Source organism: Ruegeria sp. YKSF070 (genome assembly GCF_059612725.1).
The window spans coordinates 1-18,599 of the sequence record NZ_JBXWRD010000070.1; the positions used below are offsets into that span (position 1 = coordinate 1).

The 18,599-nt window shown below is 60.8% G+C and carries 16 protein-coding genes and 1 pseudogene; 14 read left to right on the top strand and 3 right to left on the bottom strand.

Annotated features, from left to right (window positions below):
• The 4 genes from AC2FL1_RS21530 to AC2FL1_RS21545 all read left to right on the top strand — a co-directional run.
• The coding region (locus AC2FL1_RS21530) for a DUF302 domain-containing protein (protein ID WP_496878280.1) at positions 1 to 122 on the top strand (122 nt) is incomplete at its 5' end.
• 1 nt (position 123) lies between these two features.
• Entirely contained in the window at positions 124 to 819 is a 696-nt protein-coding gene (locus AC2FL1_RS21535; RefSeq protein WP_496878271.1) for a TVP38/TMEM64 family protein, read from the top strand.
• A gap of 55 nt (positions 820 to 874) precedes the next feature.
• Positions 875 to 3,205, top strand: a complete 2,331-nt coding sequence (locus AC2FL1_RS21540; RefSeq protein ID WP_496878272.1) for a heavy metal translocating P-type ATPase — start codon at positions 875 to 877, stop codon at positions 3,203 to 3,205.
• A 45-nt stretch (positions 3,206 to 3,250) separates the two neighbouring features.
• On the top strand, positions 3,251 to 3,730 hold the full coding sequence (locus AC2FL1_RS21545) for a DUF411 domain-containing protein (protein ID WP_108641799.1): 480 nt from the start codon (positions 3,251 to 3,253) through the stop codon (positions 3,728 to 3,730).
• Between the two features lie 510 nt (positions 3,731 to 4,240).
• Here AC2FL1_RS21545 and AC2FL1_RS21550 read toward each other — a convergent pair.
• Positions 4,241 to 5,311 (bottom strand): hypothetical protein, encoded by a 1,071-nt coding sequence (locus tag AC2FL1_RS21550; RefSeq protein WP_496878273.1) that lies wholly within the window; start codon positions 5,309 to 5,311, stop codon positions 4,241 to 4,243.
• A gap of 226 nt (positions 5,312 to 5,537) precedes the next feature.
• Here AC2FL1_RS21550 and AC2FL1_RS21555 point away from each other — a divergent pair, with 226 nt between their 5' ends.
• From AC2FL1_RS21555 to AC2FL1_RS21585, 7 genes are all read left to right on the top strand, one after another.
• Complete coding sequence (locus AC2FL1_RS21555; protein WP_496878274.1) at positions 5,538 to 6,419, top strand: recombinase family protein; 882 nt, start codon at positions 5,538 to 5,540, stop codon at positions 6,417 to 6,419.
• Positions 6,420 to 6,553: 134 nt separating this feature from the next.
• Positions 6,554 to 7,747, top strand: a complete 1,194-nt coding sequence (gene repA, locus AC2FL1_RS21560; RefSeq protein ID WP_080623354.1) for a plasmid partitioning protein RepA — start codon at positions 6,554 to 6,556, stop codon at positions 7,745 to 7,747.
• Entirely contained in the window at positions 7,731 to 8,660 is a 930-nt protein-coding gene (gene repB / locus AC2FL1_RS21565) for a plasmid partitioning protein RepB (protein WP_010138191.1), read from the top strand. The genes repA and repB overlap by 17 nt, the downstream gene beginning before the upstream one ends.
• Before the next feature lie 214 nt (positions 8,661 to 8,874).
• Complete coding sequence (repC, locus tag AC2FL1_RS21570; protein WP_496878275.1) at positions 8,875 to 10,086, top strand: plasmid replication protein RepC; 1,212 nt, start codon at positions 8,875 to 8,877, stop codon at positions 10,084 to 10,086.
• A gap of 180 nt (positions 10,087 to 10,266) precedes the next feature.
• Entirely contained in the window at positions 10,267 to 12,435 is a 2,169-nt protein-coding gene (locus tag AC2FL1_RS21575) for a ParB/RepB/Spo0J family partition protein (RefSeq protein ID WP_496878276.1), read from the top strand.
• A 99-nt stretch (positions 12,436 to 12,534) separates the two neighbouring features.
• Positions 12,535 to 13,008, top strand: coding sequence for a UCP036055 family protein (locus AC2FL1_RS21580; protein WP_496878277.1), 474 nt, complete (start codon positions 12,535 to 12,537; stop codon positions 13,006 to 13,008).
• Positions 13,009 to 13,396: 388 nt separating this feature from the next.
• Complete coding sequence (locus AC2FL1_RS21585; protein WP_009574204.1) at positions 13,397 to 13,561, top strand: hypothetical protein; 165 nt, start codon at positions 13,397 to 13,399, stop codon at positions 13,559 to 13,561.
• 232 nt (positions 13,562 to 13,793) lie between these two features.
• Here the strand turns inward: AC2FL1_RS21585 and AC2FL1_RS21590 are convergent, their stop codons facing one another.
• The gene (locus AC2FL1_RS21590) at positions 13,794 to 14,804 is read right to left on the bottom strand and encodes a hypothetical protein (RefSeq protein ID WP_496878278.1); all 1,011 of its coding nucleotides are present in this window, start codon (positions 14,802 to 14,804) and stop codon (positions 13,794 to 13,796) included.
• Between the two features lie 348 nt (positions 14,805 to 15,152).
• The gene (locus AC2FL1_RS21595) at positions 15,153 to 15,401 is read right to left on the bottom strand and encodes a transcriptional regulator (RefSeq protein ID WP_411958746.1); all 249 of its coding nucleotides are present in this window, start codon (positions 15,399 to 15,401) and stop codon (positions 15,153 to 15,155) included.
• Positions 15,402 to 15,828: 427 nt separating this feature from the next.
• Between AC2FL1_RS21595 and AC2FL1_RS21600 the strand changes: the two genes are divergently transcribed.
• The 3 genes and pseudogenes from AC2FL1_RS21600 to AC2FL1_RS21610 all read left to right on the top strand — a co-directional run.
• The gene (locus AC2FL1_RS21600; protein WP_008335991.1) at positions 15,829 to 16,233 is read left to right on the top strand and encodes a single-stranded DNA-binding protein; all 405 of its coding nucleotides are present in this window, start codon (positions 15,829 to 15,831) and stop codon (positions 16,231 to 16,233) included.
• A 273-nt stretch (positions 16,234 to 16,506) separates the two neighbouring features.
• Entirely contained in the window at positions 16,507 to 17,718 is a 1,212-nt protein-coding gene (locus AC2FL1_RS21605) for a hypothetical protein (protein ID WP_496878279.1), read from the top strand.
• Between the two features lie 134 nt (positions 17,719 to 17,852).
• Positions 17,853 to 18,599 (top strand): annotated as a pseudogene (locus AC2FL1_RS21610) (DUF932 domain-containing protein); the annotation flags it as partial.

The following is an 18,599-nucleotide window of genomic DNA, read 5'->3' on the forward strand; positions in this document are numbered from 1 at the left end:
GCGGAGTGGAAGTCAGCGCCATCGATCCGGTGGCTTCGATGCAGGCGATCGAGAACGCCGAGCTGACGGCCGTCGCGGGCGATGTGCGAGACCTTCTGACCAAGGCCGTCGCGGCAATCTGAGATGAGCCTGCGCGCCTCCATTCTCACGGGCCTTGCGATTCTCGGGATCGGACTGCTCGGTGTCTGGCACTTCGCGCCTTCGGTGTTCAGCGAGGCACGCGACCTTCTGGAGCCAGAGCGCCTCGAGATGCTGGTGGCGCGCGCGGGTCTCTGGGGGCCGGTCCTGATCGTCACGCTCATGACCCTTGCGGTCGTGGCCAGCCCGATCCCGAGCGCGCCGATCGCACTGGCGGCCGGAGCGGCCTACGGACATCTCTGGGGAACCGTGCAGGTCGTCATCGGCGCGGAACTCGGGGCACTGATCGCCTTCGGTCTCGCACGGGTTCTGGGGCATGATGTCCTGCGGCGGACCTTTGGTGACCGCGTCGATGCCGGGCTGCTCGGCTCGCAGACCGCGTTGACCGCGACGGTTTTCGCCAGCCGCCTGATGCCGTTCGTGTCTTTCGACATGATCAGCTACGCTGCGGGCCTCAGCCGCCTGCACGTCTGGCGGTTCGCCCTCGCCACGCTGGCCGGCATCATTCCGGCAAGCTTCCTGCTCGCGCATTTCGGAGGCGAGGCGGTCAGCGGAGACCTTGGCCGAGCGACCTGGGCAGTGCTCGGCCTCGGGCTCGTGACAGGCCTTCCGCTGCTTTGGGCCGCCATGCGGAGAACGCCTGAAGCAGGCGCTCGCGATCAACATCGAGAAGGGACTTGAGCTTCCAACAGCTGGAGGCCGCAAGCTGAAACGAATTACAAAAGGCAGACGGAACATGGAGCACGATCGTCATCATGCCGCGCCCGACATCGCTCCGGGCGCCGAAACCGCGACAGATCCGGTCTGCGGAATGACCGTCGAGATCAAGGAGGGCACCCGCAGCCGCGTCCATGGCGGCGAGACGTTTTACTTCTGCTCGGCCGGTTGCCAGGAAAAGTTCGGTGCAGACCCGCATTTCTACGCCTCCGGAAACGCCAAGAAGACAGGGCAGCAGGCGCTGCCGGGGACGCAATACACCTGCCCGATGCACCCCGAGATCGTCCGCGACGCGCCGGGCAGTTGCCCGATCTGCGGCATGGCGCTGGAGCCGATGGTGCCGTCGGACGAGCCGAGCCACGAACTTGTCGACTTCACCCGCCGCATGTGGATCTCGGCGACGGCGGCGGTGCCGCTTATCGTGCTCACCATGGGCGAAATGGTGGCGCTGCCGGTGCGCGACTGGATCGGACACCAGACGGCGAGCTACGTGGAGTTCGTGTTGGCGACGCCCATCGTCCTCTGGGCGGCGCTGCCGTTTTTCCGGCGCGGCATCGACTCCTTCCGCAATGCCTCTCCGAACATGTGGACGCTGATCGCACTTGGCGTGGGTGCTGCCTATCTCTACTCGCTGGTCGCGACCTTTGCGCCAGGTATGTTCCCCGACGCGTACCGAATGGGCCATGGCGTTGGCACATACTACGAGGCCGCCGTCGTGATCGTCGCGCTGATCTTCTTGGGTCAGGTGCTCGAATTGCGCGCGCGGGAGCGGACGGGCGATGCGATCCGCGCACTTCTGGATCTGGCGCCGAAGACCGCACGGCGCATCCTACCGGACGGCTCGGAATATGACGCACCGCTCGAGAACATCGTGGAAGGCGACCTCTTGCGGGTCCGACCGGGCGACAGCGTGCCGGTGGACGGCGACGTAGTCGAAGGCCGCTCCTCGGTCGACGAGAGCATGATCACGGGCGAGTCGATACCGGTTGAGAAGGTCGAAGGCGACCGCGTCACCGGCGGTACGATCAACAAGAACGGGACGCTTGCTGTTCGCGCGACCAAAGTCGGTGCCGAAACGGTCCTCTCGCAGATCGTCGAGATGGTTGCAGGGGCGCGGCGCTCGCGGGCACCGATCCAGGGTCTGGCAGATAAGGTGTCCTCGATTTTCGTGCCGACCGTGGTTCTGGTGGCCATCGTCGCCTTCGTCGTCTGGCTCTGGGCCGGGCCCGAACCGGCGCTGGCCTTCGCCATCGCCTCGGCCGTGTCGGTCCTGATCATCGCCTGTCCCTGTGCTCTGGGGCTTGCCACGCCGATCTCGATCACCACCGCCGCCGGGCGCGGCGCGCAGGCCGGGGTCCTCATCAAGGACGCCGAGGCGTTGGAGCGCATGGCTCGGGTCGATACCGTGATCGTCGACAAAACCGGAACGTTGACCGAAGGCAAGCCGCGTCTGACCGACGTGGTGGCGCTTCAGGGCGACGAGGCGGAGGTACTGGCCCTCGCCGCAGCGCTCGAGCGTGGCTCCGAGCATCCGCTCGCCGAGGCGATCGTGGCCGGCGCCAAGGACCGCGACCTGTCGCTCGGTACAGCCGAGGATTTCGAGGCCGTGACCGGCAAGGGCGTGCACGGCACGGTCGGGGGGCGCAAAGTCGCGCTCGGCAATGCCGCCATGATGTCGGATCTCGGTCTTGCGACGGACGAGGCCGAGGCGGACGCCGATACGCTCCGCGCCGATGGCAAGACCGCGATGTTCGTCGCCGTCGATGGCGCTCTGGCCGGGATCGTCGCCGTGGCCGACCCGATCAAGGAGACGACGGCGGCCGCGATCCGCGACCTTCACGCTCTCGGCCTCAAGATCATCATGGCCACCGGCGACAACGAAAGCACCGCACAGGCGGTTGCTGGCAAGCTCGGCATCGACGAGGTGCGCGCGGGCGTCCTGCCGGAGGACAAGCAGAAACTCGTCGAAGAGCTGCGCGCGACGGGCGCCTCCGTTGCGATGGCCGGCGACGGCGTGAACGACGCCCCAGCGCTGGCTGCGGCCGACGTCGGTATCGCCATGAGCACCGGGGCCGATGTGGCGGTGGAAAGCGCGGGGATCACGCTCATGCGCGGCGACCTCGTGGGGCTTGTCCGGGCGCGGAAGCTGGCGGTGGCGACACTGAGGAACATCAAGCAGAACCTGTTCTTCGCCTTCGTCTACAACGCCGCGGGCGTGCCCATCGCCGCCGGGGTTCTGTATCCGTTTGTCGGCCTGTTGCTGTCGCCGATGATCGCCGCCGCCGCTATGAGTCTGTCGTCGGTATCTGTCATCACCAACGCGCTGCGCCTCAGGCGGATCGACCTTTGAGACCGACAGCCCTATATCAGTTTCCATTTGGTAAAGGAGAACGGCATGAACCACGAAAGACCTACCCGTCGCGAAGTGCTGGTCGGCGGCGCGGCGCTCCTTGCAGCAGCCCCACAGGTATCGCTGGCCCAATCCGCCGGACCGGCGGTACATGTTCTGAAGGATCCGAACTGCGGCTGCTGTTCCGCCTGGATCGAGATCCTGGAAAGCCACGGCTTCGAGGTTACCACCGAGAACAGCTTCGGAACGCTGCTGATGCGGTACAAGTCCGACAACGGGATCCCGCAAGAGATGGTGTCCTGCCACACGGCCCGGATCGATGGCTACATGATCGAGGGGCACGTCCCTGCCACGGATATTCGGCGTCTCCTGGCAGAGCGGCCCAATGCGGTCGGTCTGGCCGTCCCGGGCATGCCTTATGGCTCGCCGGGGATGGGGCCGGAGAGCGCGCGCGAAGCCTACGACGTGTTCCTGATCCAGCGCGACGGTACGACAGAGGTGTTCGCCCGCTATGAGGCTGCCTGACACCTCCTCGGATCGACCATCATTGATGCCCGGCACATGGTTTCATGGTCTGGGGTACGCCCGCACCTGTTCCCGCATCACGATGTAGTCGCTCAGCATCTCCACAGCCGCCGACTCCTCTGGCATCAAAGTAGGTTCCTCGGCAGCCCGCATCTGGAACTCCCAGCTGTACTCGACGGCGGGCGGACACGCCCTGTGCCGATATCAGTCAGAAGCGCCCGTCGCGCCGCCGCTTAGCCAGACCGTCGCGAGAACGAGAATGATGCGCCTCGGCCTCATTAACCCTGCTTCTTTTCGGGCGCGCCGATGCCTGAGAGGTCAGCGCCCAAACGAGGTCATTTTATTCGCCTGCGGGCTAAATGATCGTACGTGACTCCGCTCATGAGGGCGGGTTGCGACAAGTGCGACGGGACACGAAACTGCGCGATCGAAACATGAACATCACTGCACACGCTGTCACGTAAACCTCTGAAAAGCAGCGCTAATCGCGACCATCCATCACTGGACAGTCTATACGCCATCAGCTTTCCACATCTTAAACCGCGCCTGCCCCGTCATCTCACGGATCAAACCGCTTTCTTCCATCCGCGTCAGATTGCGCTGAACCGCGGCGCGACTAGCTCCGGTCATGGCCTCAGCCATTGGGGCGGACACCAAGGGCCACTCAGAGAAAGTTTTTCGCAAGGCGACCGGCGTGCGGCCAGACAATTGCGCCATGACGCTTTCTGCTCGCCCGGTCCACGCTTCAATACCATCAAGTGTTCGCATCGCCGTTAAAATCCCGTTGTTCATCCCATCCAACCAGCGGGCCAAGCGTTCGGTTGGCGAGCCCGAGACACGCAGCCCCCCTGCCCCGCCCATAGCGAGCGGTGCGAAGATGGCGCCGCTTCCGTCGCTGGCCGCGATCCTGGACGCGGTGACTGCGGCTTCCATACGGTCGCCGTGCTGTCCGAGGCCCGCCAGGCTCCAGAGATGAAAGCCCATGCAAGCCCGCGTGATTGGGTGGAAATCACATGCAGCTGCCATTACGTCCAGCCATCCGCCCGCGCGATCTTCGAAACGCTCAGTGCTGTCTTCAATGTTCTCGGGATCGCGGCGATCTAGGAAGGCGGCCAAGTCACCCTTTGGTCCGGGACCGCCTGTCAGGCGCCGAACAGCCCATCCAACTCTTGCCAGGGCATTAGGGTCATCCTGTGCACCTGACAGCCGCATCGATATCCAAAGCGCCAGACGATCAGAACTCACCCGATCCCCTGCGAACCAGCTAAGGTCCGCCGCCTCGATCAAAGCGAGGCGATGCCGCCAGCCTTCCGGGCCACGCAGCAGCCGGTCGTCCAGAGCACCCAAGCGTCCAGCAACCCGTGCCAGTCGCGCAGCGTGAACGCCTTCTGCCTTTGCCCAGTCTTCGATGACGGCAGTGTCCGGCGGTTCCGCTCGCGGCCCGGGAGGCAAATCATATGGTTCTTCTTCGAATGGTCCCGGCAGAAACCAGAGATCCTCTTCGAGAGCCTCTTCATCCTCCTCGATGGTGATGAGGGGGTTATTGAAATCATCAGTTAAAGCGGATGCTTGGGTCTTCATATGTGCAAAATACTGTTCTTTTGCACATTACCCAAGTGATTTTGTGGCGGTTGCCTTCGCTCTTTATATAGTATGCGCGCGCGACTGCCGGTGAAACCTCTCAGATCGCGCTCAGCGCAAGGAAACCAAGGGTTTTTGGACGAGCGCGACGAGAGAGCACCTGCTTGCATTCGTTTACAAACGGTCGTTTATTGGCGATATATTAAATTGCAAAAGGCCCAGTTTCATGCCCCTGATTGGCTATGCGCGCGTCTCCACCGAGGATCAGACCCCCCTGCCCCAGTCAGAAGCCCTGCAAACTGCGGGTTGCGTCGAGATCTTTGAAGAGCACGCCTCGGGCGGCAATCGCGCGCGACCGGTGCTGGCACGCGTGCTCGAACGCGTCCAGAGCGGCGACACGCTGGTCGTTGTGCGGATCGACCGGCTTGCGCGGTCTCTGTCGCACTTGCTGGAGGTGATCGAACGTCTGGAGGCCAAGGGAGCTTTCTTCCGCTCCCTGCTGGACCCCATCGACACCGCTTCCCCGCAGGGCAAGTTCACATTGCAGGTTCTGGGCGCCGCGGCCGAGTTCGAGCGCGCGCTAATACGTGAGCGCACAAAGGCCGGGCTTGCCTCTGCGCGCGCCAAAGGGCGCGTTGGTGGCAATCCTGGGCTGCGCGCCAAGGATCCCGCTGCGCTGCGCAAGGTGCGGCTGGCGCGACAGGACGGCTACATGGAGCGCTTGAACGAAACTGCGCAGGATTGGGTGCCCCATGTGCGCCGTTTGCGCCCCGATATGGCTTGGGAAGACGTCCTGCAGATCATCAATGGCCCCCTGCCCCATGATCGGCGCTGGACGCAAAGCCGCCTGCTCCGCGCCGTGAAGGCATACGTGGCGGACGGATTCCTGCCCGCTGAAGTGCTTGGACGCGCTGGACGTCGCGAAACCGACGATCGCCTGCCTGCGATTGTCGCCGCAATCAAAGGTGCTGACCCCGAGATCACCTTGCAGGCAATCTGCGACCGACTGGAATCCATGCGTGAGCGCACCCCTCGCGGTCGCACCAGCTGGCAGCCTTCCTCAGTCAGAATGCTGCTGGAGCGTGCTGAAAAGCTGGGGCTCCTCTGAGGATCACACTTGTGTTGGCCTAACCGATTGCCACTAAATCTAGAAAGTGCTTGCACGAATCTGGTTGGTCGGGCAATAGTCTCGAAAAATAACGCGCGGTCACATAAAAAACGCGCCCACGGATCGGGGCAGACATGAGCGAAGTAGAGCAGGATCTAGACATCGCCATCGGGCACTACGCGGAACTTCTCGCGTCGAACCTGCATGCTCAGCGCGCTGCCCACTTCCCGCCGGATGCAAAGAAGGTGATGCGCACTTTGACTAGCGGCGAAGCTGCTGAACTCCTTGGCGTCGATCATACCTATCTTCGTAAGCTTCATCGAGAAGGAAAGATCGTTGACGTCGAGACGACGGCTGGAAGTCATCGCCGCTATACCCTCGACGATATATGGGAAATCCGTCAGACCCTTGAAGGAAATGCAAAGAAGTCTGGAACTTACGTGCCTGGACGTCGCGACGGTGACGAGCTTCAAGTCGTTTCAGTGGTGAACTTCAAGGGCGGGTCAGGCAAGACGACGACGTCTGCTCACCTCGCTCAACGCTTGGCGCTTAAGGGGTACAGGGTTCTTGCGATCGATCTCGACCCTCAAGCATCCCTTTCAGCTCTTCATGGAATCCAGCCGGAACTTGACCTTATGGAGGGCGGGACCCTCTATGATGCCGTTCGCTACGACGATCCGGTTCCGATCGACGAAGTGATCCGCAAGACCTACATCCGCGGCCTTGATCTCATCCCGGGCAACCTTGAACTCATGGAGTTCGAGCACGAGACGCCTGCTGCTATCCAGCGAGGAGGAGCGAAGGCGTTCTTTGCGAGAGTTCATGATGCTCTCGACAGTGTTGAAGCAAACTACGACGTTGTTGTGATCGACTGCCCGCCGCAGCTTGGTTTCTTGACGATGTCAGCACTTTCCGCGTCCTCGGGTGTTCTCGTGACGGTTCACCCGCAGATGCTTGACCTCATGTCGATGTCCCAATTCCTGCGAATGACTGCGGATCTCCTGGGAGTGATCAGGGATGCAGGCGCAAATCTGCGCTTCGATTGGCTGCGCTTTTTGCCAACGCGATACAAAGTCGGCGACGCGCCACAAACCGAAGTCATCGCTTTCATTCGCGGGCTGTTTGGGAGGTCGGTCCTGACCAATCACATGGTTGAATCGACCGCAATTTCTGATGCCGGCTTGACCAAGCAAACGCTCTACGAAGCTGACAAAAAGGACTTCACGCGTCAGACGTTTGATCGTGCGATCGAATCCATGAACGCAGTCAACGATGAGATCGCTGAAATCATCCAGAACACATGGGGGCGGAATGGCAAGAAAGCCTAAACTCGGCCTGCCGCTGCAGACCCTTCGCAACGCTCCTGACGCTCTTGAAGGGCGCCGACTGCGTGGCGGTGTATTTGAGATCGATCCGGCGCAGATTGTTACCGAAGGACGGTTGGATGACAGGCTTCAGATTGAAGTTGAGGGCCTGAAGAACTCTATCTCCAAGAACGGTCAGCGGGTGCCTGTTTTGGTCCGCCCACTGGAAGGCGATCGCTACAACCTGATCTATGGCCGCAGGCGCCTAGAAGCATGTCGCGAACTCGGCATCAAAGTTCGAGCCATCGTCACGGAAGTTGAGGGTGATCAAGCGCTTCGAGATCAGCTTCTCGAGAACCAAGAGCGTCGTGATCTGAGCTTTATTGAACGTGCGCTTGTTGCAACGGCGCTTCTGGACGGTGACCATTTGGAAGGGGCTGAGCGCACCAATCGAGGTGTCGCCGAAGTCCTTAACCTCCACGAAGCTGGGGTTTCACAACTCTTGAGTGTCGTTCGGACGGTCGGCGAGGAACTCATCCAGGCAATTGGTGCAGCTCCTGGGATTGGTCGCCCAAGATGGGAAGAACTCAAAAAGGCCTTGGGTGCCTACGACGGTGATCGAGACCAACTGCAAGCCGCAGCTCATACAGCTAAGTCCGAAAGTTCCGGCTCGGTCGATGAGGTTTCTGATCGTGCGTTTCTCGCAGTTCTGGAAGCTGCGAAGAGCGCGGAGAGGAAAGCAAGTCCGCCTCGCAAGGGCGCGCCTGCTTTGGCGATCCCCGGTGTCGGAGCTGCGACAGTCAAGACCGGTCGCCAAGGCAAGCAGCTAAAACTCGATCTGACTACGGATGAACCTGAATTTGTCAGCTGGTTGGAGGGCAATGCCTCAAAGCTGATTACCGAGCTTCATGAGCGCTGGAAGCGTTCAGAAGACTGAGGAAGAGCAACCAACAAGAAGGAGGCACGATACAGGCAAAAAAGAAAAAGGCCCCGAGAAGCTAGCTTCACGAGACCTTTGTAAGGTTTCGCACCGGGATCAGCCCGCTACAAAATCTCAGTTTTCGCACTTCTGAATGTAGCGTTCTGGCCCCTACCCCGCAAGCGCAAAGCGATTCGCGGGCCGTAGAAATTTTGCCTTCGTGAACGTTTTCATGGATTACACACCGATTTCGCCGTTTATGCGGCCGATCTCGCACGCCCATCTGCGCGTGATCGAGCGACCCGAGGCATCTGTTCCGGGTAGACCCGTCAACAAGTGGGAACTCCTGCGCGAGCTCTCGAAGGCGCAAGCGGCCTTCGGCGTGTCAGAACGTGATCTGACTGTTTTGCAGGGGCTCCTCAGCTTCTTTCCAAACGATGCACTTGGCGGGAACGCCGAGATGGTAGTCTTCCCCTCGAACAAGGCGATCTGTGAGCGCCTGAATGGTATGCCCTGCTCCACGATGCGTCGTCACCTCGCGCGTCTTGTCGATGCTGGTTTGCTCCAGCGGCGTGATAGCCCCAATGGAAAGCGCTACGTTCGCAAGCACGGCGAAGAGCGCGTCGCCTTTGGCTTCGATCTTTCCCCGCTCTACTGCCAATCCGAGGAGATAGCACGGGCCGCAGAGGCCGTACGTGAGGCTGAGGAGCGCGTCAGGCGTCTGAGAGAGGTTGTAAGCCTCATGCGGCGTGATCTCGCGGCTCTCGCGGAGTTCGGAGACGAGATGCAGCCAGGCCTAGGCATCTGGGACCAGCTTCGTGACAAGGCTATCCTCACAGCGCGCGCGCTTCGCCGCAAGCTTTCAATTGAGGATCTCGTGGCCTATCGAGCCGATCTTGAAGCTCTCCTCGACCAGGCACGCAACATCATTGATGGCTCTAGAACAGAAGAAATGAACACCAATGATGCCCGATCTGAGCGTCACCATCATAATTCAAATAAAGAATCTATAGATCTTGAACCTGCTTTAGAAAAAAGCGGGGCGGCGGCCGGCGTGCCAGATGTGGACAGGGATGAGCCCGTGGCTGACGTCGATGAACAGGACACAAGACACCTGCCAAAGATCCCGCTGCACCTGGTGATCGCGGCATGTCCCTCGCTCAAGACCTTCTACCAAGGCGAAATCCGGCATTGGCACCAGCTTTTCGATGCGGCATGCCATGTGCGACCAGCCATGGGGATCAGTGCATCTGCATGGGAAGAAGCGCAGCGGTTCATGGGTCCGGAGCAAGCGTCGATCGTTGTTTCTGCCATGCTGGAACGCTTTGAGGACATCAGATCGCCTGGTGGATACTTGCGAGCTCTGACTGCCAAAGCTGTGGCCGGTGAGTTTTCCTGTGGGCCGATGGTCATGGCATTGATTGGACGACGATCTGCAGCTTAACAGCTGTTAAGGTTGAGAGACTGCGTACTGTTCCGCCACCTCGGGACTGACGACTTAACAGCTGTTAAGGTCCTGTCTCGGGAGCGTCAGAACAGGAGAGGGAAAGGTTTGTTGGTTTGAGGGGTGACGGGAAGTGAGATCGGAAGAGTGGCTTCCGGCGCCCGTCGTGGAGAAGATCTCATGGCGAAATCTGCCCAGAAAGTCACCCTGTCCCCGTCCCGGGACATTCCCTTCGACAAGCTCGTGCTGAGCCAGTCAAACGTCCGGCGCATCAAGGCCGGCATCTCGGTCGAGGAACTGGCCGAAGACATCGCCCGCCGCGGGTTGCTGCAGAGCCTGAGCGTTCGACCCGTTCTGGCGGATGATGGCTCCGAGACCGGCAAGTTCGAAATCCCCGCTGGCGGTCGGCGCTTCCAGGCCCTGTCTCTCCTGGTTAAACAGAAACGCTTGGCCAAGACGACGCCCATTCCCTGCATCGTGCGGGATGCCAATTCTGCGATCCTCGCCGAAGACGATTCGCTCGCTGAGAACATGCAGCGTGCAGCCCTGCACCCGCTTGATCAGTTCCGCGCCTTCGTGGCGCTGCGGGAGAAGGGTCAGGGCGATGAAGAGATCGCAGCCGCCTTCTTCGTCACCCCGCAGGTGGTCAAGCAGCGCCTGAAACTCGCCGCCGTGGCCCCTGCCCTGCTTGAGCTCTATGCCGAGGATGAAATGACGCTGGAGCAGCTGATGGCCTTCACGGTCAATCCGGATCATGAGCGCCAGGTTCAGGTCTGGGATGCGATCAAGTCGTCCTGGAACAAGGAGCCTTATCAGATCAGACGCATGCTGACCGAAACCTCGGTGCGGGCCTCCGATCGTCGTGCCGTCTTTGTCGGCGCCGATGCCTATGAGGCTGCTGGCGGCACCATGTTGCACGACCTCTTCCAGGGCGATGACGGCGGCTGGCTGGAAGACCCGGCCCTGCTCGATCGCCTGGTCAGCGAGAAGCTTCAGGCTGAAGCCGAGGCCATCGCGACCGAAGGTTGGAAATGGATCGAGGTTTCGCTCGACCTGCCCTATGGCTACAGCCACGGATTGCGGCGGCTGAACGGAGATCCAGCGCCGATGACAGATGACGAAGGCGCGGCCCATGCCAAGCTGCTTGCCGAGTACCGGGCGCTCGAAGAGGAATACGAGGGCCAGGACGAATTCCCCGAAGAGATCGACGCGCGTCTTGGCGCGTTGGAAGTCGCGATGGAGAAGCTCGAGGCTCGGCCGTTGATCTTCGACGCGGAGGAGATCGCGCGGGCAGGGGCCTTTGTGACGCTTGATCGCTATGGCGAGCTTGCCGTCTATCGGGGCTTTGTGCGGCCCGAGGATGAACCTCGGCAAGATACCGACGTCCACAGCGGTGAACAGACAGCAGACGGGCAGGGCGTTGAGCTGTCAGCGTCGAGCAGCGCGGATGGTGTCGGCCATCGCACGGTGATCACCTCTGCTGGTCAGGCGCTTGGCGCGAACATGCCCGACGACGAGGACGATGGCGCGTTGAAGCCCTTGCCTGAGCGGCTGGTTTTGGAGCTGACGGCGCACCGGACATTGGCACTGCGCGAAGCTGTCGGGCGTTCTCCTGATGTCGCGCTGACTCTGCTGCTCCTGAAGCTCGTCAATGACACCTTCCGGACGTCCAGTTCGGCCGGCAGCTGCCTCGAGGCTTCGGTCCGTCACGTCTATATGTCGGCGCAGGCGAGCGATCTGAAGGATAGCGTGGTGGCCAAGCTGGTCGACGATCGCCACACGGAGTGGGAGGCCGATCTGCCGCTCGGCGACGATGCCGCTCTCTGGGATTACCTGGCTTCCCTCGATCAGGTGAGCCGACTGTCCCTGCTCGCGCATTGTCTCAGCTTCGGGATCAACGCGCTCCATGAGAAGGTGAACCCCTATGGTGCCGGTATCTCCGCCAGCGGTTTGACCAAGCGGATGGCCCAGTCCGACTTGGTCGCACAGGCGGTCGATCTCGACATGGTCGAGGCGGGTTGGGAGCCGACGGTCGATACCTACCTGAACCGCGTGCCAAAGGTCCGGATCCTCGAGGCCGTGCGTGAGGCTAAAGGGGAGGGGACGGCGCAACTCCTCGATCACCTGAAGAAGGGCGAGATGGCGACCGAAGCCGAGCGTCTGCTGAAAGGCAGCGGTTGGTTGCCAGAGGTTCTTCGCCGTCACGACCTGGTAGCACTCGACGGTGCGGAAGGGCAGGGGGCGCCTGAGCCCGTTTCCGACGCCAGTCAGACCGAGGATGTCGACCTTCCCGCCTTCCTCACCGCTGACCTGCCGGGTGATGATGCGTCGATGATGGCTGCCGAGTGATCCGCGCCATCCGAGGGCGGGGAAACCCGCCCTCAATCACTTAAAATACAACAATATCAATAAGATGAATGCAAAATGACGCATTCAGGATGAGGAATCATGTCTGCAACCACCATTCTCGAAACCGCGCCCCTGGGCGCGCTCATTCGCTACACCGATAGCACAACGAAACCGCCCGCCCGGTTCACAAAGAAGCTCGCGGCCTGGGAGCGCTCGAACGGCGTCGGCCGTCTCGTCAAGAAGGAGCCGCCGCGACCCTATCCGACCTGGACGGCGCCGGCGTCGTTCACGCTGCACGAGGGGAACTTCTCTTCCGACGGGGTCATTCTTGTCACCATCATGCGGACTCATTCGGCTGACAGTGCGTTGACATTCGAAGTGGCTGAGGAGCCGAAGCCCGGACAGGTGCGCGTCGTGCTGGATTTCGGCGGTTGCACGGAGCTGCTGCATCTGGCCGAGTCCGTCACGGCTGCCGAGCTCTGGATCGCCAGGGAAGCCTATCGCAACGCGCGGCTCGAAATCGTTGGCAAAGAGGACGGCGATAGGGCAGGGGGCGCGGAGCTTGCCGCCTGAGCCTATGTAGAATCAAAGGGGTCCGCCCAAGCCCGGGCCTCTCACCCATCACGACCCTGTCCCGCGAGATCGCGGGGCACCATAGGATCCAATCCAACACGGAATGAGGTCTTCCTTGAAAAGCCTGCCCGGGAGGCTGGCAGCGATAGCATCAGCGGAACATACGGCTCCATTCAGCGGTCGCACCATCCCCCGCTCGCCATTCCCTTCCTTGCCCCGAATCCCGTCTTCGAGATCAACCCGCGAGGGGTCGGACTACGGGCGAGCCCGTGCCGCCGGGTGGATTCGGACGAGCCGAACGCACCCGGTGATGTCAGCCAGTCTTCGGGCCTGCGGGGTCCTGTCGCGCGGGGGATGGTCCTCCGCCTCCAAGACAGGAGCCAAACAGATGTCCCGCAAAGATGCTCACGCCTTCGCCGCCTCTCTCGCCGCCACGCTCATGGTCTCGATCGTCGTCTTCCAGGCCGGTGATGGAACCTATGGCGCCGTCCCCGCTGATGAAATCGACGGAGACGAGGTCGTGATCGTCTCGGAATACGATCCCTTCGGGTGAGGCCTTGGCCTCACCTCCTTTGGGCCCCGTGCGCGGCGCAGGTGCGCCCCTTGTCCTATCACCGACAAAGAGATCGGCGATGCCGATCCTAAGAACGTCGGTATGCGACCCGGTGTGAACCGTGATGCTCCCTGATCGCATTGCCTTCCATCGTGACCTCTCCATCGCGCGTGTTCCCTCCTATGTCGAGCGTTTGCGCGAAAACGACTGACCAAGCGACGGTGGAGACGGCTCAGTTGGTCTCAAGAAGGCGCGCGATCTCGGCCGCATTGGCCCGGATCCATGCCAAAAGGTCCCGGGTCGCGATGAGACCCGCCTCGACCTTGTCTTGTTCGTCCTCGAAGGGGCGCATCGGGTTCACGCCGGGCGTCCTGGCGCGAATGGAGAGGCTCTGCCCTGCGGTTTCCACTTGATAAGAGGTCCCCTGCAGCAGCGCGCTTGAACGCAACACCGCGACTCGATTTGCCTGCTTCGGGAACTGGACGTTAGTGTACTTCCAGGCTTCTTGTTTTCCAAATTTGTGCCGTAGCCTCATGTTGGGAAGCGCCGAGATATGCATTGCTTCGAAGATGCGTGTGGTCGCCTTGGGGCCATCAGTCGAAGGCCGAACTTTCAAATCGGGCAGGATTTCCGATGCCAACTGCTCGTAGGCGATCCCGAAGTCCTTCTTCTCGGCCACTGTGCTCGCCACCCAGCCACCCGACGCCCGTTTCCCGGCCAGGGCCTCCAGGAGTTCGATCCTCACTGATAGCCGCCGAGACAGCTCCCCTTCGTCGAGATCCACGAGCCGGCTTTCCAGGAAAGCTATGATCTCCTCGATCGTGACATCTGCCGCGAACGCGCCGTTGTGCTGTAAGCTTGGCATCCTGCCGGCCGGGGCGACGAGCACGGCGGCCGCCCTCTTAGGCCCCAGCTTGAGTAACTGCGCCTGGACCTCGCCGAAATATGACTCGGCTTGGCCGGTTTGGAAGTTGTCGGCGACCTTGCTCTCCAGTAGCACACAGGCTTGCTGATCGCCGCGGGAGAACCAGCCCAACTCTACATCGGTTTGCCGACCGTCGAGGCTGGCGCGGACAGGGCTCTTGCGCACGCGAATATCTCCGGTCTCCGGCGGCAGGAAATCAGCCGTGATGCGGCTCAGAAGCCAGTCGCGAAAGTCGTCGGAGGACGAAAGCTCTTCGACCAGAAAGTTGTCCAGGTCCCTCTCTCGGACGCTGTCCCGATATGCATTTTCGTTTAACATACAGCCCTACCTATTCCCTCAATGAAGTGAGGTTTGCCCGGCCCGGCCATCCTGTCAAACGCCGAGGCATCGCTTGCTCATTTTCTCCGAGCAGTACGCTCCAGTCATTTCAAATATAGAGGGTTTCGGGAGGTTCGCTCCGGTGGACGATGGCCAGCAGGCGCGGGCAAGCGGCCAGTTGTGGCGCTGCCTTGGTCAGGTAAGACGCACAGAAACTGATAACCAGCAGTTCCCCGCGCGGATGTCAGAAAAGGGGCCATCGCGTCGCTAATTCCCTCAACGTATTGCTGCCTCACTTGCGATGTTGCCGACCACCAACGCCTTCACGAACCACCGCGGTTTGCGACGTCAGCCAGACCAGGTGGGTGCTGGATGCTCAGAATGCTGGTATCTCGCCGTTTCTGGCGAATGCGCTGTTTTCGTTTTGGAGCCGACAATTTCGGCGAGGTAGTAGCCCTGGTTCTGGGCAAGAGCTTCATCTAAGGCGCGGGCTTCTGCCTTCTGCCAATCTTGATGGGTGGAGATCGCCTTGGCGACGTCCTCCTGAATTTTCGTCAGCTCGCCGAGCGACAGTGCCGCGAGATTGTAATCAGCCATTGGTGCGTGCCGGGTCTTGAATGTTCCGGTATCTATAGCATGTCGCGGCAGGGCCCTGCATTTCCTAGCAGGCAAGGGCAGTGCGACGAGAGCTGGTGATAGCCACTTTGGCCGCTGGTGGGGTGCTGGGCTTTGGGTCAAACAGTCCGATTGGCAAGGGGACATGGTCTGGCATGGGCTCCCCGCATCTCTCTGTCTCCTGGGCCATCCCTTCGACTGACAATCCCCTAATCCCGTTTGGTCTCCTGCGCGCAACCCCGCGTCAGTCCGGGCCGTGTTGGCCGCCGTTGGCGTCCTGCCCGCTCCACCCCGGTCCTCTGGGGGTGTCCGGTGTTCATGCTGTCCACCGTGCACGCGTCGCCCGACGGGCTTTTTCAGGGTCTTGTCGAAGGGACGGTCCCGAAGACAGGAAACACAGGAGCTTATCATGCAGAACATCGTCATCCTCGCCGGCAACATCGGTCAGACCCCCGAAGTCCGCACCACCCAGAGCGGCACCAAGATCACCAACTTCAGCCTCGCCACCTCGCGTCCCCGCCTCTCGGAAGGCCGTGTGATGCGCGACGAGAACGGCTACCGGGTCATGGACACCGAATGGCACCGCATCACCTGCTTCAACGGTCTCGGCAAGACGGTCGCCGAGCATTGCGAAAAGGGGATGAAGGTCCTCGTCCACGGCCGCATCCACTACACCAAGTGGATCGACAGCATGGGGAACGACCGCTACGGCTGCGAGATCATCGCCGAGAAGGTCGACTTCCTGAGCCGCCCGAAGTCGGCCGAGAACGAAAACCCCGAGCTGGTCGACCGCGACGACGAGATCCCGTTCTGAGGAACGGGGTCTCCCCTCGAGCCCGGCGGGTTAGACCACCGGGTTTGCGGGATTGCCGCGAAGCGGCTTAGAGCACAAAGTGCCCTCGCCGGGACGGATGTAACTGCACGCGCATTCGTCCGCTTCGCAGCCCAAGCCAAACATTGGACTTGGTGGAAGGCTACGTCGCCTTGATAGAAGATTCCAGGCTGATAGAAACTGGGGAAGGGGACTACAGAAATGTGCGTTATTGAGACAATTCACTGCAGCTAGTATTGGAATATTGGTGCCAAATTGACCGGACACAATCATTACCCTTGGTGCACATGCGGGTGGTGCGTTGGCGGCGGCAACCGAAACGGTGGAGGCGCCAACGCTGCGCCAGTAATAAAGCCACTTCGGCCGGCCTATTCCGAGTATGAAAAGCACCAAGCGACGCAGACGCTGAAAGGCTACGGCGCAACAAGCTACTCTCGCTGCTTCGTTAATCCCAATGCATCCTGCCCAGTCTGCGGCCAGCCCGTCTATTTTTATGCCAATGAAAACGGTAGTCGTGTCTTCTTTGATGAACTCGGAAAGCCTTGGGCAAAGCACCCTTGCACGGACAACGGGCGCCCCGCCTCTGGCTCTGTGCGTGCTCGCCCCTCCAGAAGACCAGTTGCTGAAATCAAAGATATTCTCAGTGCCGAACAAAAGATCGACCAGAGAATACTACCTGTAGGTCGGAAAAAGAGACGAGATTCCTGGAAGCTTGCGGTGGTGGTTGAAGTCCACTTTGCCGACTTCGGGATGGAAGTACACGTTGAAGACCTTTCAAGCCAAAATCATCAGAAATATCGTTTTTTCATCTACTGTGACCAGCCGCTTTTGGTTGAAGGTGACCTTGTCAGTCGCCGTAAAGAGACGTTCTCATTTCTCCACCCGCAGTCACTTGAAGATACTACCGTTGTCAACGGGGATCGGCTGGTCGACTTCGAAGCGCTGGAAAAGGATGTCGACCCTAGCATAATTCCCGGTGATGTTTCAGAGATTTTGCCATCCGAGAGGAGGCACTTTGGGTCAGGAAGCGGCGGAACTGCCAAAGTGTCAGGAACACTACGTTCTGTACTCGAAGATTTCGCCAAGAAGGGGATCGTGGGGCCCAGACTTGTTTCTCACTATTTGAATGAAACAGGCCGTGTGACTGCTGATGGTTCGCCTTGGACTCCCCGCCTTGCCTTTTTTCTGATTGCCCTATCCGGCGTCTCCCAAGAAAAACCGGTTAGGCAAAAGAAACGAACCGCAGGTAGCAAACCTCAGAAGGCTCGGAAACCGCAACCACATGCACGCGCCAAGAAGCGCCCACGTTCATCTGGAACCCTGTCTGGCAATTCGGTTTCGCAATCAGCCAAAAAGACCCACAAGCCACGTTCCGAACCCGCAGCTCGGCTCTCCACCGATGTAGATGAGTGGGCACGTATGCTCTCAAGACTTGGGCGGGTTTCCAGAAAAGACGACGACGGCTGATGATTGCCCGGAACTACGATTGTCCGCATTTCTGCCTTCTAAGCATCTTTCGAGAGTGAAAGGAGTGCCGGTTTCCCGGTGACAGGTTGAAGGCTGGGAGAGTGGCTCCCAGCGCCTGTCACGGAGGAATGCCGATGGGCGTTGTGGAAGTTCTGGATCCGGTTCAGCCGGCGCGGGCTGGTGGCTGGAAAGTGGATGTAAGCCGGGGCGAGCGGAACGGGCGGGTGTCGTCCGAATGGTTCAACCGGCCGGATGACGAGCGGTATCTCTCGCTCGACGATCTATGGGCCAATGTGAAGGGTCGCTCTGAGCGCAGCCGCAGCCGGGTGGTACAGACCGCCGATATCAGGGTCGAGGCCGCGCGCGACAGTGCAGAGCGGCTGCACTTGGTCCTGCCGAAAGCGCATGAGCCGGTCGCGCCCACGCACTGGGCCTTCGGCCAGCTTGCGAGCATCGTCGGTGCCCCGGCATCCTACCTGCGGCAGCTTCCCGCGCCTCTGGCGGGGATCAACCTGCAATACGGTTTGACCAACCACCGCGCCGAGCAGGTGAAGACCTTCGAGACCGAGGATGGCCGCACGGAACTGCGCGCCGTGACCGGTCCAGACTACGGTCGCATCCATGACTTCGAGCTTGTCGAGGCGGTGCAGCGCATCGCAGGCAATGGCACGGGCGATACGCGCTGGAAGGTGCCGGGTGTGCTGGATTGGTCGACTGGGGTCTACAACCCCGATGTCGAAATAAGTCGCGACACGACCACGCTCTACGCCTCGGACCGCGATGTCTTCTTGTTCCTGGTCGACGATCGCAATCCGATTGAAGCGGGCAAGCTGGCGAACGGCTCGCCCGACCTCTACTTCCGGGGATTCTACTGCTGGAAC

Excerpts from the sequence above, each read along its gene's own strand:
- AC2FL1_RS21590 (WP_496878278.1), bottom strand. The coding sequence starts at position 14,804 with ATGTTAAACGAAAATGCATATCGGGACAGCGTCCGAGAGAGGGACCTG.
- AC2FL1_RS21540 (WP_496878272.1), top strand. The coding sequence starts at position 875 with ATGGAGCACGATCGTCATCATGCCGCGCCCGACATCGCTCCGGGCGCC.
- AC2FL1_RS21585 (WP_009574204.1), top strand. The coding sequence starts at position 13,397 with ATGTCCCGCAAAGATGCTCACGCCTTCGCCGCCTCTCTCGCCGCCACG.
- AC2FL1_RS21535 (WP_496878271.1), top strand. The coding sequence starts at position 124 with ATGAGCCTGCGCGCCTCCATTCTCACGGGCCTTGCGATTCTCGGGATC.
- repA (WP_080623354.1), top strand. The coding sequence starts at position 6,554 with ATGAGCGAAGTAGAGCAGGATCTAGACATCGCCATCGGGCACTACGCG.
- repC (WP_496878275.1), top strand. The coding sequence starts at position 8,875 with ATGGATTACACACCGATTTCGCCGTTTATGCGGCCGATCTCGCACGCC.
- AC2FL1_RS21575 (WP_496878276.1), top strand. The coding sequence starts at position 10,267 with ATGGCGAAATCTGCCCAGAAAGTCACCCTGTCCCCGTCCCGGGACATT.
- AC2FL1_RS21595 (WP_411958746.1), bottom strand. The coding sequence starts at position 15,401 with ATGGCTGATTACAATCTCGCGGCACTGTCGCTCGGCGAGCTGACGAAA.
- AC2FL1_RS21555 (WP_496878274.1), top strand. The coding sequence starts at position 5,538 with ATGCCCCTGATTGGCTATGCGCGCGTCTCCACCGAGGATCAGACCCCC.
- repB (WP_010138191.1), top strand. The coding sequence starts at position 7,731 with ATGGCAAGAAAGCCTAAACTCGGCCTGCCGCTGCAGACCCTTCGCAAC.
- AC2FL1_RS21580 (WP_496878277.1), top strand. The coding sequence starts at position 12,535 with ATGTCTGCAACCACCATTCTCGAAACCGCGCCCCTGGGCGCGCTCATT.
- AC2FL1_RS21545 (WP_108641799.1), top strand. The coding sequence starts at position 3,251 with ATGAACCACGAAAGACCTACCCGTCGCGAAGTGCTGGTCGGCGGCGCG.
- AC2FL1_RS21600 (WP_008335991.1), top strand. The coding sequence starts at position 15,829 with ATGCAGAACATCGTCATCCTCGCCGGCAACATCGGTCAGACCCCCGAA.
- AC2FL1_RS21550 (WP_496878273.1), bottom strand. The coding sequence starts at position 5,311 with ATGAAGACCCAAGCATCCGCTTTAACTGATGATTTCAATAACCCCCTC.